The 18,825-nt window shown below is 50.0% G+C and carries 10 protein-coding genes; 4 read left to right on the forward strand and 6 right to left on the reverse strand.

Features of this window, described 5'->3' with window-relative positions:
* Nucleotides 1-141: 141 nt before the first annotated feature.
* A complete protein-coding gene (locus tag ACY0JR_RS11085) occupies nucleotides 142-3,369 on the reverse strand; it encodes a S41 family peptidase (RefSeq protein WP_462634153.1) in 3,228 nt (1,075 codons plus the stop codon).
* Between the two features lie 353 nt (nucleotides 3,370-3,722).
* Between ACY0JR_RS11085 and ACY0JR_RS11090 the strand changes: the two genes are divergently transcribed.
* Complete coding sequence (locus tag ACY0JR_RS11090; protein ID WP_462634154.1) at nucleotides 3,723-5,012, forward strand: PepSY-associated TM helix domain-containing protein; 1,290 nt, start codon at nucleotides 3,723-3,725, stop codon at nucleotides 5,010-5,012.
* A 369-nt stretch (nucleotides 5,013-5,381) separates the two neighbouring features.
* Here the strand turns inward: ACY0JR_RS11090 and ACY0JR_RS11095 are convergent, their stop codons facing one another.
* A complete protein-coding gene (locus tag ACY0JR_RS11095; RefSeq protein ID WP_462634155.1) occupies nucleotides 5,382-7,052 on the reverse strand; it encodes an amidase in 1,671 nt (556 codons plus the stop codon).
* Nucleotides 7,053-7,215: 163 nt separating this feature from the next.
* Here ACY0JR_RS11095 and ACY0JR_RS11100 point away from each other — a divergent pair, with 163 nt between their 5' ends.
* Together ACY0JR_RS11100 and ACY0JR_RS11105 are read left to right on the forward strand one after the other, a co-directional pair.
* Nucleotides 7,216-8,352 (forward strand): DmpA family aminopeptidase, encoded by a 1,137-nt coding sequence (locus ACY0JR_RS11100; protein WP_462634156.1) that lies wholly within the window; start codon nucleotides 7,216-7,218, stop codon nucleotides 8,350-8,352.
* Nucleotides 8,336-9,187 (forward strand): aminotransferase class IV, encoded by an 852-nt coding sequence (locus ACY0JR_RS11105; RefSeq protein WP_462634157.1) that lies wholly within the window; start codon nucleotides 8,336-8,338, stop codon nucleotides 9,185-9,187. The genes ACY0JR_RS11100 and ACY0JR_RS11105 overlap by 17 nt, the downstream gene beginning before the upstream one ends.
* A 389-nt stretch (nucleotides 9,188-9,576) precedes the next feature.
* Here ACY0JR_RS11105 and ACY0JR_RS11110 read toward each other — a convergent pair whose 3' ends face one another.
* From ACY0JR_RS11110 to ACY0JR_RS11125, 4 genes are all read right to left on the reverse strand, one after another.
* A complete protein-coding gene (locus ACY0JR_RS11110) occupies nucleotides 9,577-10,701 on the reverse strand; it encodes an endo-1,4-beta-xylanase (RefSeq protein ID WP_462634158.1) in 1,125 nt (374 codons plus the stop codon).
* A 171-nt stretch (nucleotides 10,702-10,872) separates the two neighbouring features.
* On the reverse strand, nucleotides 10,873-11,625 hold the full coding sequence (locus ACY0JR_RS11115) for an SDR family NAD(P)-dependent oxidoreductase (RefSeq protein ID WP_462634159.1): 753 nt from the start codon (nucleotides 11,623-11,625) through the stop codon (nucleotides 10,873-10,875).
* A 17-nt stretch (nucleotides 11,626-11,642) separates the two neighbouring features.
* Nucleotides 11,643-13,805: an alpha-glucuronidase family glycosyl hydrolase gene (locus ACY0JR_RS11120; RefSeq protein ID WP_462634160.1), complete on the reverse strand. Its 2,163-nt coding sequence runs from the start codon at nucleotides 13,803-13,805 to the stop codon at nucleotides 11,643-11,645.
* 162 nt (nucleotides 13,806-13,967) lie between these two features.
* Nucleotides 13,968-15,020: a LacI family DNA-binding transcriptional regulator gene (locus ACY0JR_RS11125; protein WP_462634161.1), complete on the reverse strand. Its 1,053-nt coding sequence runs from the start codon at nucleotides 15,018-15,020 to the stop codon at nucleotides 13,968-13,970.
* A gap of 645 nt (nucleotides 15,021-15,665) precedes the next feature.
* On the opposite strand from ACY0JR_RS11125, the gene ACY0JR_RS11130 reads away from it, so the two are divergent.
* Nucleotides 15,666-18,776: a SusC/RagA family TonB-linked outer membrane protein gene (locus ACY0JR_RS11130; protein ID WP_462634162.1), complete on the forward strand. Its 3,111-nt coding sequence runs from the start codon at nucleotides 15,666-15,668 to the stop codon at nucleotides 18,774-18,776.
* The last annotated feature ends 49 nt before the right edge of the window (nucleotides 18,777-18,825 follow it).

Here is an 18,825-nt window from a genome sequence, read left to right on the forward strand (position 1 = left end):
AAAGGTAATCAGAGTAGAATTGGGGTGTTTTACGGCTGGTTCCGGAAAAAGGCCTCCAAAACAGCTTGAAGGAGAACTCCCACTTTCGTTATAAAACAGAAAAGCCCGGCTGAACCGGGCTTTTCTAGGAGTACATCGTTTTTATTTCACTTCTTTCAAAAGCTCTTGCACGGCCACTTCCAATTGCTGGTCTTTGCCTTTGCTTACCTGCTCAAATTCATTCATCACTTTCACGTCTGGTTCAGTTTGCAGGTTTTCCAGGTAGCGACCCTGCACGTCTTTCACGCCCAGCGGCGGAACGCCCCAGCGTACGCTGTTGTCCTGCAGAGATTCCCAACCGGCAAAGGTACAGGTGCCTGGTACCGGCATGCCCACCAGTTTCCCCAATTTCAAATCCTGGTAGCTGAACGCGAAGCAGTGACCGTCTGAGTAGTTGGCTTCGTTGGCCAGCGCAATGCTGGGTTTGTTCCACCGGAACGAGGGTTCAATACCGGTAGAGCGGTTGTCTGTGGTGTAGTTCAGGAACACTTTGCCGCTTAGGAACATGGCCAGATCTGCTACCAGGTCACCGCCGCCGTTGTTGCGGGTGTCTACCACCATGCCTTTGCGGTTGGCGTATTTGCCCATTACTTCTTCATACACGTTGCGGTAGGCAGGGTCGTTCATGCCCGGAATGTGCACATAGCCCAACTGGCCGTTGCTCAGGCGGTCCACTTCTTCGGCGTTGCGGCGCACCCAGCGTTTGTACAGCAAGGAGTTTTCCTCACCAGCAGAGATGGGTTTTATGGTAATGTCCCGGCGCTTCTTAGACGATGGATCATAAATAGTGAGCAGCGTGTTTTTGCCGGCTTTGCGGTTCAGGAACTGCGCGTAATCTTTCTCTGGGGTAAGGGTTTCGCCATCAATTTTCTCGATGATCATGCCGGGTTTCACGTCCAGACCTGCTTTCTGAAGTGGACCTTCCAGAATCACTTCGTCTATTTTAAGGCCGTTTCCGGTAAAATTCTGGTCGTAGAACACGCCTAAAGAAGCGGTGGCATCGGCGTTTACGGGCACGTTGGAGAAGCTGGAACCGGAGTGCGATACGTTCAGCTCGCCCAGCAATTCGCTCAGCATCTCAGAGAACTCATAGTTGTTGCTGATGTGCGGCAGGTATTTCTCATAATCACCTTTCAGGGCGGCCCAGTTGGCACCGTGGAAACCGGCGGTATAGAAGGTTTTCTGCGTGCGGCGCCACACGTGCTCAAACATGAAAGCGCGTTCAGCGGCTACATTCAGGTTCATGTCGCCACTGATGGCCACGTTCTCTTGTTTGTTCGCGGTTGGGTCTAACTTAATCACCCGGCCATCGGCTAGCAGGAACAGGTTTTTGAAGTCTTTGTCCCAATCCATGCTGGCCCGGTTCGCGTTCAGGGTCACGGCCATTTTGGTTTCCTTGGTGCGCAGGTTAGTGCTCCAGAGATTGTAGCCTCTCTCAAAGCGGGCCAGGTAGTACAGCGTCTCGCCGTCTTTAGACACCAGGGCATCGCCTAATTGCGAGGAATGCAGGGTCAGGCGCGCTTTGCGGGTTTTCAGGCCTTCCCAGTCAATGGTGAGGGATTCCTTCTTCTTTTTGTCTTTATCCTTGTCCTTTTCTTTCTCCTTGGCTGCTTTTTCATCGGCTTCTTTCACCAGGGCGTAATCTTCTTTGCTCAACCGAAATTTGTCATAGGCGGCCTGGGTCATGAACATCGCGAAGATGTCTGACTGGGCTCCGCCGCTGTTGGCCTGGGCGCGCATGCCTTCGCGGGTGCTGTTCCAGATGAGCATGTTGCCGCCGGCCATCCACTGCGGAGAATCATCCTGGTAGCCGCTCTCGGTTAAGTTGATTTTCTTGCCTTTTCCGTCAGCGGAGATTAATCCAACCTCGCCGTTGGCGAAACCGGGCTCCGAGAAATCAAACGCGATCCATTTGCTGTCTGGGCTCCAGGTAAAGTATTGGTCGTTGTCGCGCATGGAGAACAGCTCATTGGTGGTGAGCAGGGTACGCACTTTCTTGTCATCTATGTTGTAGACTTTCAAGGTCATGCGGTCTTCCACAAACGCGATCTCCTTGCCGTCTGGCGAGAACTGCGGCTCGTAGTTTTCCTTGTCGTTGTCAATGATGGGGGTTTCCTTGAGCAGGGTAGAGGCGTAAAAATAAGGTTCCTCTTTGCGGCTGATCTCGGTTTGGTAAATCTTCCAGCCTTTGCCGCGCTCCGTGGCATAAATCAACTTTTTGCCGTCTGGCGAGAAACTGACGCTGCGTTCCTGCTCTGGGGTATCTGTGATGCGCTTGGTAGCCGTCCCTTCCACCGCCGAAACAAACACTTCACCGCGGTAAATGAAGGCTACTTCCTTGCCGTTAGGCGACACTGCCAAATCCTGCACACCGCTTCCGGCTACGGGTACAATGCGTTCGTTGTTGGTTTTAGCATCAGTAGAGATGATCACGTTCACTTTCTGCGGGGCGCCGTTGGGCTGCATGGTGTACAAGTCCCCGTCAAACCCGAAGCTCAGCACGCCATTGTTAGAGGCGGTTAAGAACCGAACCGGGTGTTTGGTGAACTTGGTGATCTGGGTGGAGGTGCCGGGCTTGTCAGCGGACATGCGGTGCACGTTGAACGTGCCGCTTTCCTCGCTCAGATAATAGATGGTTTTGTCATTGTCGGCGAAAACGGGAGTGCGGTCCTCTCCCGCGTAGGTAGTGAGTTTGGTGTGCTTGCCGGTTTTGGTGTCATAGCTCCACAGGTCGCGGGCCACGGAAGAAACGTGGTGTTTCCGCCACTGGTTTTCGCCGCCTTTTTTGTCCTGGTACAGCATGATCTGACCGTTCTGGCTCAGTTTCACTTCCTCGGCCGGGGTGGTCAAGACTTGCTGCACACGGCCACCGGCTAAAGCTACCTTGTACAATTCTGGCTGGGCGAAGGTGGGGAACTGACGGTTAGAAGCCATGTCCATGCGGGTGGACCCGAAGAATACGGTTTTCCCGTCTGGGCTGAACTCATACGGATACTCATTGGACGAGTGGAACGTCATGCGCTGCGCCTCTCCGCCGGTGGCGGGCATCTGGAACAAGTCAAAGTTGCTGTACCGGTCAGACGCGAACACAATGGTTTTACCGTCTTTGCTCCAAACCGGCATAAAATCATGGGCTTCATGCACGGTGAGCGGCTGGGCCGTGCCGCCACTGGCTGGTACCCGATAAAGGTCGCCTTTGTAGGTGAAGACAATGGTTTGGCCGTCTGGCGAGATGGCAGAGTAACGCAGCCAGGAAGGTGCGCTTTGGGCGTTTGCCGCACTTATGGTTGTGGCCAGCAATGCTCCGGTGTAGAGTAGTTTCTTAAGCATAGAAGGATAGAAATACGCAGAAAGATACATAGCCAAGGCATGATATAAAAGAACTAATTAGTTCAGGAAGTAAGGAAGGAGAGATTTAATAGAAAGCTGCCCAGAGACTTCTGGGTGAGGAGGACAAGATTAAGTTTTTACTATGTTCAGCAGAAATAGCTTTGTTGCTATTTGGATTTAATCTAAATAGGTCGTTAGTTTGTCAGAGTAACAAGAAGAAGCCTTTCCTGGTCAGTTCCTTCTCCTGCGCTTTTGGTCTGTTTTCCTGAAAATAAGGGCTAAACGTCTATTCTGGGGGGAACGGAGCGGTAAGTAGGTAACAAATAAGTAGATCACTATAAAAGGATTCGTCCATGAAAAGAGGGTACACCTTGCGGAAGTTTTTCAATGACATTCACCTTTGGTTAGGCTTAGCCAGTGGGTTGGTGCTGTTTGTGGTATGCCTTACCGGTACCATTTTCACGTTCCATACCGAAATAGAAGAAGCCATTGAACCGGCGAAATACCGGGTGGAGGTACCTACCAATGCCGTAGCCCTTTCTCCGGATGAATTGATCCAGAAGCTGCAGCGTGCGCAAAAAGAAACCGTAACGGCCCTGCAAATTCCGCAAGACCCCGCCAAGCCTTACCGTTTCACGCTCAAGAAAGAAGAAGGCGACAAAGGCGAAGCCAAAAAAGCCGAGGCTTCCCAAGCCATTGCGGGTGCACCTGCCACTAAAGGCAGAGAGGGTAAAAAAGTCGGCAAAGGCGGACCCGGTGGAGGCGGCCGTGGCACTACGTATCTGGTAAACCAATATACCGGCGAAGTAAAAGGCACTACCGAAGGCCCCGCGCACGAATTCTTTGAGACCGCTGAAGGACTGCACCGCACCTTGCTGGTGAAAGCAGAGCCCGGAGAGCTGAACCCTGGCAAAATCATTGTAGGCGGTGCTACCATTATCTTCGTTTTCATCATCATTTCCGGATTAGTGATCTGGTTCCCTAAGAAACTGAAGAACTGGAAACTAGGGCTGAAAGTGAAAACCAGCGGCAACTGGAAGCGCATTAACCATGACCTGCACAACTCCTTAGGGTTCTATTCTTCGTTCCTGCTGCTGATCATGGCTCTCACTGGACTGTGCTGGTCCTTTGAATGGTACCGCGATGGCGCCAGCGCCGTAGTAGGTGACAAGATCTTCAAGCAGAAGTCTGAAAAGCCCATGAATTCAGACTTAGCGGGATTCACCTCCCAAAAACCAGCCCTAGCCGATTACATCAAAATCACCAATGGAATACTTCCTTATGAAGGAAACCTCCGCATCACTTTACCGTCAGATTCGGCCGGAGCCGTGGTGGTAAACAAGTCTGAAAGCGGCTTCTTCGCGCCTTCTGCTTCAGATAAGGTGCAGTTAGACCAGTATACCGGCAAGGCTTTGAAAGTAGAGAAATTCGCAGATAAGAAGTTCAATGAGAAAATAGCCGCCAGCGTAAAGGGAATGCACGTAGGCGATGTCTTCGGGACTTTCTCTAAAATCATCTATTTCATCTGCTGCTTAATTGCCACCAGCTTGCCAATCACCGGTACTTTGATCTGGTGGAACAAATTGAAGAAGAAGTCAGCCAAACAATCGGCTGTGGCCAGACCAGCCGTTTCAAGAGTATAGCGCTAATTTGTTTTAGGGCTGATTTCTGAAAAACAGCTTCAAATTAGAGTAGGCCCACTTGGGTGAGGTGCTTTTTAAAATAGGTTTAGTGTTAGCGTCAAATGCAAACGGGCTTGAACATCATGTTCAAGCCCGTTTTGTTTTAATTCAGCAAAGTAATCTTTAAAGAACTTACCTTATCTGCCAACCTATCCACCATTTGTCATCCTGACCTAACCACCCATCCTTGTCATCCTGAAAGGATCTTGTGGGCGCTACTGGAAAGTATATAGAACAAAGCAGTGGCAAGTTTAGGGACTGTTTCTTTAAAATAAGCCTTAAACCAAGCATTTCTAAATCTACCACTAAATCAGATCAGCCTGAATTGGTTTAAGACGGATTAGTAGTCTTCAGGAATTTAGGTGCGGTGCGGTGTTTGGAGAGTTGTTCGTAGGCATAGGCAATCCCGAACAGTTTTGGCTCTGAGTAGGCTGTTCCGAAGAAGGAGATACCCACCGGCAGTCCCTGCACTTGGCCCAGCGGCACCGTTACATGTGGGTACCCCGAGATAGCCGCCGGGGTAGACATGCCGTAACCCGTGAAAGAGTCGCCGTTTACCAGGTCAATGCACCAGGACGGGCCATACGTTGGGCCGGCAATGGCATCCAGTTTGTTGTCCTTTAGAAGCTTGTCAATGGCCGCCCGGGAGCCGGAAACCTGTTTCGCCACGGCGTCTTTGTACTCCTTTGTATTCAGGTCGCCTAGTTTGTCTGACATTTCCAGAATCTCCTGCTTGAAGAAAGGCATGGAGGTTTTCTCGTTCCGCTTGTTGAATTCGATAACATCTTTGAGGGTTTTCACCTGCGCGTTAGCCGAGGCCAGGTACTTGTTCACGCCGTCTTTGAATTCGTATTGCAGAATCTTGAAACTGTCTTTAGAAGCATCTCTGATGCTTTTCATGGCTTCCACTTCCACAATGGTAGCGCCTTTGCTTTTCAGTTGGTCCAAGGCTTGGCGGAGCAACGCATCAATGGCCACGTGGCCTTCCATAAAGGATTTCTCCACGCCAATGCGTTTACCTTGCAGGGCGTTCGCATCCAAGAATTGGGTGTAATCTGTGTGGGCTTTGCCGGTGCTTTCTTTGGTCACAGCATCATTCGGGTCAACTCCGGCCAGCACGCCCATGAGAATGGCGGCATCGGTGACGGTTCTGGCAATGGGTCCGGCGGTGTCCTGAGTGTGTGAAATAGGAATAATGCCGGAACGGCTTACCAAACCCACGGTGGGTTTAAAGCCTACCACGCCGCTCACGGCCGCTGGGCAGACAATGGAACCGTTGGTTTCGGTACCCACGGCTACGGCGCACAGGTTAGCCGCCACGGCTACGCCCGATCCTGAACTGGAACCGCAGGGCGTACGGTCCAATACGTAGGCGTTTTTGGTTTGTCCGCCGCGCCCGCTCCAGCCGCTAGACGAGTTGGTAGAACGGAAGTTGGCCCACTCGCTCAGGTTGGTTTTGCCGATGATCACCGCGCCCGCCGCCCGCAACTGGCTCACAATGAAAGCGTCTTTGCTGGCTTTGTTATCTGCCAGGGCCAAAGCACCCGCCGAGGTGGACATTTTATCATGGGTGTCCACGTTGTCTTTCACCATCACCGGAATGCCGTGCAGCGGGCCGCGTACTTTGCCCGCTTTGCGCTCCTGGTCCATGGCCTCGGCAATCTGCAGGGCGTCTGGGTTCACCTCAATTACCGAGTTGATTTTAGGTCCGCTCTTGTCCACGGTCTGAATGCGGTCCAGGTACAGCTGGGTGATCACTTTGGAAGTCAGTTCGCCAGACTGCATCCTGCGTTGCAGTTCCTGGATGCTCACTTCATTGAGCTGGAAATCGGTTGGATCAGGGTTCGCAGCGGCGGTTTCTCCTGCTGGGGCTTGGATTGGGTTTTCAGTAGCGGCGGCAGTAGGCGTGTTGCCGGTAGTGGTGGCGCAGGCCCCCAGCCCAAAAGCCGATAAGGTGATTCCGGCCAAAGAACCGGTTCTTAAGAAATTGCGTCTGTTCATCAGGTTGGATTTTGTAGAAAGATAACCCTTCTAAGTCTAAAATGAAATGCTTCTTTTCGGGCATTTTTGTGAAAATCGGCTTCTAAACAGACCATTGCTTTCTGCGGCGGAAACAATATTCCGACAGAACCAATAGATTTACCCTGGAATTCAGAAAACACGCATGAAACAGGTACTGCTCTTAACGCTGATGATGGTGTGCACCAGCCAACTCCAAGCCCAGGAACGGAAACGTATCCGAGAGTACGGTGCAAAGATTGGCGTGCTGCCCACCGGCAAGTTGAACGCCATCACAGATGTGACTGGCGTGTTGGTAGGACAGGTAACCCTGCACAAAGGCAGCGACGTACGAACCGGCGTCACAGCCATCCTTCCGCACAGCGGAAACCTGTTTCAGGAGAAGGTACCCGCGGCGGTGTATGTGGGCAACGGCTTCGGGAAGTTAGCGGGCAGTTCACAGGTGCAGGAACTGGGCAACCTGGAATCACCTATCATTTTAACCAACACGCTGAGCGTGGCTACGGCCATGAACGCAGTGATTACTCATACGCTGCAACAGCCCGGCAATGAAAAGGTGCAGTCGGTGAATGCGGTGGTGGGCGAAACCAATGACGGCGGGCTGAACGACATCAGAGGCCGCCACGTGACAGAAAAGCACGTGCTGGAAGCCATTCAGAAAGCCAAAACTGGCGCGGTGGAGGAGGGAAACGTGGGGGCGGGCACCGGCACCATCTGCTTCGGGTTCAAAGGCGGTATCGGGACTTCTTCCCGGAAGTTGCCCGCAAGTTTAGGAGGCTACACGGTGGGCGTGCTGGTGCAAACGAACTTTGGCGGAGTGCTGCAGGTGGCCGGTGCCCCGGTGGGAGAGGAACTGGAGCGCTTTTCTTTCCGGCAGCAGATTCTGGAGAAAGCCGATGGCTCCTGCATGATCGTGGTAGCCACCGATGCACCCATAGATGCGCGCAACCTGGAACGGCTGGCCAAACGCGCCATGCTGGGCTTAGGCAAAACCGGTGGCATTGCCTCCAACGGCAGCGGCGATTACGTCCTTGCGTTTTCAACGCACCCAAGCCTCCGGGTTCCGTATGAAAGCCGGGAGAAAACCCAGACCCTGCCGCTGCTGCGAAACGACGAGATGTCTCCTTTGTTTCTGGCCACCATTGAAGCCACCGAAGAAGCCATCCTTAACTCACTCTTCAAAGCCGAAACCATGACCGGCCGAGACAAAACTAAAATTGAAGCCCTACCGCTGGAGCAAACCCTGGAAATTTTAAAGAAACACCATGTCCTCAAACCATAGACTTTACGCCTACCTGCACGAAGAAATTTTGCCTTTGGAGAGCGCTTACCTGCACGTGAGCGACCTGGCCATCCAGCGTGGCTACGGTATTTTCGATTTCTTCAAAACCCAAAATGGGCAGCCGCTTTTCCTGGAAGACTACCTGAACCGGTTCTATGCTTCGGCTTTGCTGATGGGCCTGGAAGTGCCCCTTTCTGAAGAAGAACTGGTTTCCACCATTACCCGGTTGATCCAGATGAATGGCCTTTCAGATTCTGGGGTGAAGATGATTTTAACCGGTGGCTACTCTGAGAACGGTTACAATCCTGGCCCGCCCAATCTGATCATGCTGGAGCAGCCGCTTACCTTACCCTCAGAAGCGCAGGTAGCCACCGGCATCAAGGTCATCACCCATGAGTACGTGCGGGAATTGGCGGCCGCCAAAACCATCAATTACACGGTAGGCATAAGGTTAATCCAGCAAGTGAAAGCCAAAGCCGCCGATGATGTGCTGTACCACCAAAACGGGGTAGTGTCTGAGTTTCCGCGCAGCAATTTCTTCCTTGTAAAACAGGACAACACCCTTGTCACGCCGGCGCACGAAATCCTGAAAGGCGTTACCCGTAAAAACGTGCTGGAATTGGCCGGCAAGAAATACCAGGTGGAAGAAGGCACCGTGACCCTGGAAGACATTGCCCAAGCCAAAGAAGCCTTCATGACCAGCACCACCAAGCGGGTTCTGCCCATTGTAGCCGTAGACGGAAAACCCATCGGAGACGGAAAACCCGGTGACGTTTCACTTGAATTGCTGCAAGACTTGATTGATTTGGAGGAAGCTCAACTATGTGCTTTGTAGCTTATGGATAACTGATGGGTACCTGATGTGAGAAGAACCTTCAATTCAGGCAAATACGCCTAGAACACGGAGATTCTCCCCTTGAGGGGAGCAGAGAGGGGTGTTTACACAGGAGAGCAGGCATTTCACAAACAATGGCAAAACATTTCTAAACCAACAGGAGCAAAGCCTAATTGGCAATGCGTAAATCAGCAGGAGTAAACACCCCTCTTTATCTCCCCTCAAGGGGAGAATCTGCGTCTAAGAGACGCTTTTGAAAATCTTGGCACCATGAGGCTTGTTGCCGCCTACTAACGAAAAAACCTCGGTTTAGAGGCTGTTTTCTGAAAACAGCCTCTAAACCGAGGTTTTTTTGATGAGAAGAAAGCCATGATTCGGCTTCTGCTTGATTATTTCTTCATGGTGTTTACAATAGCATGGAAGGCAGGCTTCGGCTGGTAGTTGCGGTCGAAGATCATAGGGTAGCTGGTGCGGCCTTTGATAGGCCAGTCGTTCAACCAGGAATCTCTGTCGGTGATGCCCCAGAAGGTGACGCGGGTGATTTTGTCTCTATGTTTGTGAAAGAGCGCGAAAAGCTCCGCGTAGCGTTTGGCCAGTTTCTGCTGCACTTCCTCCGGAAGACCCGTGGTGTACACGTTGTACTTCTGGTCGAACTCAAACGTGGCATCAATATCAGCCCCTTGACGGTTGCTGGGGTTAGGAAGCACGTCAATGTCCAGCTCGGTGAACATGACCTTGCCTACTTTGGAGAACTTGATGATGCTTTCCTCAATCTGCTGAATAGTGGGGTTTTCCAGGCCGTAGTGGCCCTGCATGCCTATGCCGGTTACTTTCAGGCCTTTTGCCTGAAGGCTTTTCACCAGTTTAACGGCGCCGTCGGCTTTGGCAGGCTTCCAGAGGTTGTAGTCATTGTAGTACAGCTCGGCTTTAGGATCTGCTTTTTGGGCGGTGGCATAGGCGTTGGACAGGAACTCCTCGCCAGCGATCTGGTACCATTTGCTCTTGCGCAGGGTGCCATCGTCATTCAAGGCTTCGTTCACCACATCCCAGCCGTTGATCTGGCCTTTGTACCGTCCGGCTACTGCCATGATGTGTTCTGTTTGGCGTTTCAGCAGCTGCTCTTTGGTGGCGGGTTTGCCTGGTTCAGATTCAAACACCCAGTTTGGAGTTTGCTGATGCCAGGTCAACGTGTGGCCCACAATAAACTGCTTGTATTTCTTGCCCAGCGCTACAAAATCATCGGCGGGTTTGAAGTTGTACGTGTCTGGCTGCGGATGCACGCTTCCCCACTTCAGCAGATTCTCGGGAGTAATGGTGCTGAAGTGTTGGGCGATGATCGCCTCTGCTTTAGGATCTTTACCGGCCGCTTGCTGGTAATTTAGCGCCGCGCCCACGTAAAAATCATCTTTGAAGATTTGTTTCAGGGAAGGCTGCCCCTGATTGAGCGTGGTGGCTACGCAACCCAGAGAGGCGAAAACAACCCCGGCCGCTAACATGATTCTATTCCTTTTCATGGACGTATGTTTGATTAGCTTATCTATTCTTAGGGAGATTAATGCCATCGTTGGCATTGAAAATGACTAAAGAATTTAATCCTTTATAAGGTTTAGCTCCTCTGTTTCAGGCCTATTCTTATGAAAACGGACTTAAAACAGAGGAGCCTTTTTGGTTACAGAAGGAAGTGCTTAAAACCCGATGGAGTTACCACCGTCTACCGGTAACACGGTGCCGGTCACGTACCGGGCGGCATCTGAGGCTAAGAAATAAACGGCTTCGGCCACATCAGAAGTAGCACCGAATTTGCCCATTGGCGTACGGCCCATCGCTTTGTTTTTACGTTCAGGATCGCTGTCCATGGCTTTGGCCGACATGGCCGTGGCAATAAAGCCGGGAGCCACGCAGTTGGTTCTGATGCCCATGGGAGAAAGTTCAGAGGCCATGGCGCGGGTCATGCCCTCAATCGCTGATTTGGAGGCGGTGTAGGAAATTACCTTGGGGAGACCGTACTGCGAAGCCATGGAGCTGATATTGATGATGGAGCCTTCGCCGTGCGGAAGCATCGTTTTCACCACCTCGCGGCTCAACGCGAACACGGCGGTCACGTTGGTGGTATTGATGCGCTGGAACTCTTCATCGGTTACCTCTACAAAAGGCTTCTTCTGGTTAATGCCCGCGTTGTTCACCAGAATATCCAGCTTGCCATGTTCCTGCGCCAGACGTTCTACCAGTGCCGGAATACCTTCCAGGTTGCTCAGGTCATACGACTCCGTGATGCAAAGCTCGCCCAACCTGTCTTTCACATCCTTTAATTTCTGCTCATCGCGGCCAATCACAATGGTTTTGATGTTTTGCTGAATGAATTTCTCTACAATGGCCAGGCCTATTCCTGAAGCGCCGCCGGTAACAATGGCGGTTTTAGTTGTGGTGTTTTGAGTCATGGGGTTGTTCATCAATGTTATATGCCAGGAGCAAATTTGGGTTCTATTTTCATGTACTCCTCTAAGGTGCCCTGTGGTTGTTCTAATCCTTGCGGAATAGGTCTCTTGGAAAATGTCTGGAAATACAGCAGACAGGCATCGCGCCACCAGCGGGCGTCTTTTTCCTGAATAGCCAGGTATTGCTTCACCTGCTGGTGTCTTTCCTTGTCTACTTGTCCTTGCAGGCCATCCCAGGTTTTCTGCATGGCGCGTACGGAGTCTACGCCGCCCGAGTAGCGGTAGCAGAGTTCATCCCAGAGGGTTCTGCCAGATTTGGTTTTCGCATCCCAAGCCACGTGGTGGAACCACAGCAACACTTCTTCAGGGCAAGTGGTTGGACTTCCCCACTGAGCCTGGACTTCGGGGGCGTACTGCGAAAGGGCATTGCTGCCGGTTTTGGTGCGATCAAATCCAATGCCTTTTTCATCGGCGCGGTGATAGTAGACCGAGGTCCAGTCGGCGCGGGGTTTGTCTTTGATCCAGGGCCCCGGACCGTAATGGTGGCTCCAGCCCATAATGTGATGCAGGCCCATGGGCGTCATGTAATTCACCACGGCCTCGCGGGAGCCCATCATCATCTTTCTGATAGGGGCAACCTGCGGCGGAGCGTTGGAGAACGTCATCTTAATCCACTCATCGGCAATGTTTTCTGAGGTCAAATCGTGATCCCAGGCCAGACGGCCGAAAGCGTACCAGTTGGCTTGCCCAAAGGGGTGGCTGGTCCAGTTGATGTCATTCCCGATGTTAGCAACCCCGGCCATACCGGAGATGGCGTGGTTGTCCAGGCTTCCGTCCACTACTTTGGCCACGGTAGAGCCTTTGCCTTTGGCGTAGGTGTCAGCTTCTAAGGTTTCTTTGAACATAGGAGCCAGGTAGGCCAGGTGCGTGCCTTGCCCCAGGTATTCCTGCGTGATCTGGAACTCCATCATAAGCGGGGTTTTCGGCATAGCCCCGAACAGCGGATGGAACGGCTCGCGCGGTTGGAAGTCAATAGCACCGTTTTTCACCTGCACCATCACATTCCCTTGGAAAGTGCCGTCCAGCGGTTTAAACTCGGTGTACGCCTGCTTATGGCGGTCATCGGGTACGTTGTTGTCATACACAAACGCGCGCCACATCACAATACCACCTTTGGGGGCCAGTACTTCGGCCAGCATGTTCGCGCCATCGGCGTGGGAGCGGTTGTAGTTCTGCGGACCAGGCTGGCCTTCTGAGTTGGCCTTTACCGTAAATCCCCCGAAATCAGGAATATAGGTGTAAATTTCGTTTACCTTGTTTTTCCACCAGGCTTTCACCTCGGGGTTCAACGGATCAGCGGTTTTCAGTTTCCCTAGTTCAATAGGTGAGCTGAAGCGGGCGGTCAAATACACTTTAATGCCGTACGGACGGAACACATCGGCGAGCGCCTTTACTTTTTTCAGGTATTCCGGGGTAAGTACCAGCGAATTGGCGTTCACGTTGGTAAGCACGGTCCCGTTGATGCCTATGGAGGCGTTGGCGCGGGCGTAATCTATGTAGCGCTGGTCAATGTAATCGGGGAGTTTGTGCCAGTCCCAGATAGAGAAACCGGCGTACCCGCGTTCAACGGTGCGGTCCAGGTTGTCCCAGTGGTTTAAGATGCGCAGTTTGGTTTTGGGGCTGTTGCTGACGTTCAGGTTCTTGATGTCCTGCTGGGTTTGCAGCAACCGCAACAGGTGGAACGTGCCGTATAACACCCCTTTTTCAGAATTGGCGGCAATAACAGTGTAGCTGTTTCCTTTGTGTTTTTGCGAAAGTAGCAGAAAACCTTCCTGACCCACCGCCTTCAGTTTTTGGTCAAGGGCCAGTTCTTTGATAAGCGAGGAGGTTTCCGGAGTGCCTGCTATTAGTCCTCCTTTGGGAGTATTATTGGAGACCGTCACTTTAGAACCCAGCAATCCAGACAAAGCTGTTTCCAGTTCGTCTTTCACTACCGTGAGGGTAGGAGAGGAGCCTTGTACGGTTACATTGTCAAGGGTCTTGCGGTATTGTTTCAGGAGGTCTTTGTTCTGGATGAGGTCATAGCGCTGCCAAAGGCGGTAGCCGTCTTCTGCCCGAGTAACATTCTGGCAGAAGATAAGGAGGAACAGAAAGGCGAAACGAAGAACTGTTTTCTTGCTCATGTTGCTTGTCTGGTGTGGGTATGGGTGAATGGGGGAAGGTGAAATTCGGTTTCAGGTCTGTTTTCTAAAATGTGCCCTGAAACGTCTTATAAATCTAGTTGATAAAAAAAGAAGCCTTCCTTAAACCAGCGGTTGTGTCTGGGAACAGGGAAATCCTTCATCTTATATAACTATTGCTTTCTTCTTAGAGTTAACCTTACTTCGCAATGATGACTCCCGGATAATCAACTCAGATCTTAGATTGATGGTGTTGCTGGGAATGCCTTCACTGGTGCCATTTATTTGCATGAGCAGCACCCGCACGGCCACCTCGCCCATTTCCTGACCCGGGTAGTTGATGGTGGTAAGATTAGGCTCCACCACTCTGGAAGTCAAATCATTGTTGAACCCGATAACCGCCATGTCCTTCGGGATAGAGATGCCCGCTTGTTTGAGGGTTATAAGACAACTTACCGCGCAGGTGTCGTTAGAAACGAAGATTCCATCTGGCAACGGGTTCATGGCAAGAATCTGTTCGGCTGCAAGTTTTCCAGCTTCCTCAGTCATCTGACCCGTTATCACATTGCTTTCAGTGAATGGCAGGTTATGGTCAATCAGGGCATACTTGTATCCCTTGAGGCGGTCTTCGTAGACGTTGCGTTTAAGGTTACCGGTAATATGGACAATGTTGGTGCAGCCTTGCTCAATTAAGTGGCTCGTAGCTTTGTAGGCCGCCTGCAGGTTGTCAATAATAATGCTGGTGCAATTCTTATGTTCGGCTACCCGGTCATAGAAGATCACCGGAATGCCGCGGTTTATGAATTGTTCAAAGTGCTCCAGCGTCTCTGTTTCAAAACACAGTGATACCAGCAAGCCATCTACCCGGCTATCAAACATGGTTTTGGCATTCGCCATTTCTTTTTGGATCGTTTCCAGAGATTGGCTGATAATCACATTATAGCCTTCCTCATTGGCGATTTTCTCAATACCAGAAATGACGGCAGAATGAAACGGGCTGTCTAACCTAGGCACAATCAACCCAATGGTGTTGGTGCGTTGTTTCCTCAGATTGCTGGCGAACATGTTAGAACGATATCCCATTTGAGTCGCCGCATCAGAGATCCGCTGTTTGGTGTTTTTATTAACGGCCGGATGGTCATTGAGGGCTCTGCTAATGGTGGTAGGAGACAAATCCAGTTCGCGTGCAATATCATAAATAGTAATGTCCTTCTCCATGCTCGTGCAATTCATTCGGAAACAAATATATGAAATCGGTTTCATTAAAAACAATTTCAATTTTTTGTAATATACAAAAACAACATCAGGTACAAAATAATATGTTTCATCAATGTCATTTGGCGAGTACTTCTTTATATAATAAAAAAGGAACTTTAATAAATGAAAAAGAGCTCCAAAGCGTTAGAAGAGAAAATCTTTGTTGTTAGGTAATTGATCTGGTTTCAGTATAAATGTAGGCTCAATTTCAAATCTTGTAAAAAAAGTAAAGTTTCATGGATGGCTTATTTTGAAAAAAGTTATGAAATCGGTTGTATTATTTGAAAATTATATTCAAGTTTGTACAGTCAGAGGAAGGTGACCAGCCTTTATAATGCCAAAAAAGAGAGGGGTAAGAGGCAGAATGGAGCTTTTTAACGCAGTTTGCTTCTTTTTTGAGAAAGAATCTTCTTCTACAGCCTCACTAAGTGCTTCAGAAGCGAACCTGATAAAGTGTTTGCTAGAAAATTGTCAAGATTGTAAAAAGGTGAAGTTTTTAGACGCCTTTCCAAAAGCAAGATAAGCATACCTGAAACCATCAATCAAAGCAGTGTAAATTCTTAGTCCTCACCCTTATAAGCACAATCAACCTAAACAACTGTATGTATGAAAGGTAATATTACCCAAAATCCCAGATCAACGATTTCCCCTCGCTCTGGGGCTGAAATCCTGAAGCTAGCCCTTTTGCTGGTGGTTTCTCTCATGATGAGCGTGCAGGCAATGGCCCAGACTCACACCATTACTGGTAAGGTATTGGATAATACGGGTGCCGGTATGCCAGGTGTTACGGTCTTGTTGAAAGGCACTACCACTGCTTCCCCAACAGATGTAGAAGGTAATTACTCCATTTCTGTTCCAAGTGGCACAGGCACGTTGGTATTCTCCTTCATTGGGTATGTTTCCCAGGAAGTAGCCATCAATGGTAGAACCACTATTAACGTGACGCTGGCCACTGACCAACAAACCATTGATGAGGTGGTAGTTGTAGGGTACGGAACTCAGAAAGCAGAGGCGGTAACCGGATCTGTTGCTTCTATTGGCGGTGATGCGTTGCGTGAAGTGCCATCTGCCAATATCTCCCAAGCCCTGCAAGGGCGTTTGCCAGGTGTAGAGTTTTCTCAATCTTCATCACAGCCTGGTGCTGGCATGCAAATCCGTATACGGGGTACACGCTCGCTTTCTGCCAGTAATGATCCATTGGTGGTGTTAGATGGAATCCCTTTTCCAGGGTCTATTGGTGATATCAACCCGAATGATATTCAAAGTGTAGATATCTTGAAAGATGCGTCTGCCACAGCTATTTACGGTTCACGTGGGGCAAATGGCGTTGTATTAGTTACCACCAAAGGAGGTAAAGCTGGGCAAAAACCGCAAATTACCTATGATGGGTTTGTGGGTGCTAAAACAGTTTTCGCCAGATACCCAATGATGAATGGCCCTGAGTTTGTTGCGCTCCGTAAAGCAGCGGGTCAGTACACCAACGCCTTGGATGAGGCTGATGATGTGAACACTGACTGGCAAGATCTTCTTTACAGAACGGGTATCCAGACAAACCAAAACTTAGGTGTTTCTGGTGGTACAGAGAATGGTCGTTACAATTTCAATGCTGGGTATTACCAGGAAGAAGGGGTGATTCCTTCTCAGCAATACACCCGTTACACGGTACGAGGTACACTTGATCAGGGTGTTGGAAAGTACATCCGTTTAGGCTTTACTACCAATAATACCTACAGTTTGTCTGAAGGTTCTAACGTGGGCTTGTACGGAGTGTTAAGTATGTCTCCAATCGCGAACCCGTACAACTCTGATGGTACTCTGAAAAGAACCGTTAGAATGCCGTTAGATGAGCAGTGGGTGTATACCAGAGACGTGATAGAAGATAACAGAGACAGATGGTTAAGCGAAACCAGGTCTATGGCTTCTTACAATACATTCTTCGGGGAAGCTAAAATTCCTGGGGTAGAAGGTTTGAAGTATCGCATTAACCTTGGTGTTAATTATCGTCAATCCCAAGGTGGCGCTTACACGGGGCAAGGCATCAATGCCGTTAACCCAACAACCATATCTACGGCTTCTGTCAGCAACCAGGTTACAACAGACTGGACCATTGAAAATATTGTGTCTTATGACCGCACCTTTGCCGGAAAGCACAATATAAATGCGGTAGGGTTGTACTCTGCCTCAGATACAAAATTCAACAGGTCCCGTATTGCGGCCCGAGATATTCCTTCAGATGCCTTCCAGTACTACAATTTAGGTTTGGCGGCCGGAGAAATTACAGTAGCTCCTGGGGACCAACAATACTGGAAAAGCGGTCTGATGTCTTACATGGGACGTGTCATGTACTCGTATGATGACCGTTACATGTTGACCGCAACTGTTCGTTCAGATGGATCTTCAAGACTTGCTCCAGGGTATAAGTGGCATACATATCCTGCCCTTTCATTAGGATGGAACGTGGCCAGAGAGAACTTTATGGAGAATATTTCTGCCATCAATATGTTAAAACTGCGTGTTGGGTATGGTAGAACCTCAAATCAATCTATTGCTCCGTATTCCACTCTTGGACTTCTAGCCACCAGGCCCTACAACTTTGGTCCTACCAATTACCAGACGGGTTTATTTGTAAGCCAATTGCCTAACCCTAACTTAGGTTGGGAATTCTCAAAAACTTGGAACTACGGGTTAGATTTCGCTGTCCTGAACAATCGTTTATCAGGTACAGTGGAGTACTATATTACTGACACAGAAGATATTCTGCTTGGTCTTCCTTTGCCTTATACATCTGGTGTGAACAGCTATACTGCTAACATTGGAGCAACCCAGAACAAAGGGGTGGAGCTTTCTTTGAACGGTGTGATTTTGGATAACCTCAATGGCTGGACTTGGGAAGCAGGTGTTAATATGTATGCGAACCGCAACAAGATTGTATCACTAGCCGGTGAGCAACAGAGGGATGAAGGAAACTGGTGGTTTGTTGGGAAGCCCATTAACGTAATCTACGACTACGAGAGAATAGGTTTATGGCAAGAAGAAGATCCGTACAGAAACATTCTTGAGCCAGGTGGAAACGTGGGTATGGTCAAAGTGAAGTATACTGGTGACTACAATGCAGATGGTACACCTGTCAGAGCTATTGGACCTCAGGACCGTCAAATCCTGGATGTGAATCCTAACTTCCAGGGTGGTTTTAACACCCGTGTTGCTTATAAAGGATTTGATTTGAGCGCAGTAGGGGCCTTCCAGAACGGTGGTATTTTAATCAGCACTATTTATGGGTCAGCAGGTTATCTTAACATGATGAACGGTCGCCGTGGAAACGTGAAGGTAGACTACTGGACACCTGAGAACACAGATGCTAGATTTCCTAAACCAGGTGGAATCGCGAGCGGTGATAACCCAAAATATGCCAGTACCCTTAGCTACTTTGATGCCTCTTACATGAAAGTACGTACCATCTCCCTTGGCTATAACTTTGACAACAATGCGTGGTTAAAAAACGCGGGAGTGAACAGATTACGCCTTTACGTGACTGCCCAGAACCCTTTTGTGATGTTCTCCCCATACCACAGAGAATCTGGTATGGATCCTGAAACCAACTCCTACGCCGACCAAAACGTGGCAGTGACTACTGGCACTCCAAACCGTCTGCTAACGATTGGCACGAACGCACCTGCCACCCGCAGCTACTTAGTGGGCTTAAACGTTACATTCTAATGAAGACAAAAATGAAGAGTTTCAAAATAAAGTTTTTGATTGGAGCAGC

The sequence above is a fragment of the Rufibacter sp. JT3400010 genome (assembly GCF_054956755.1).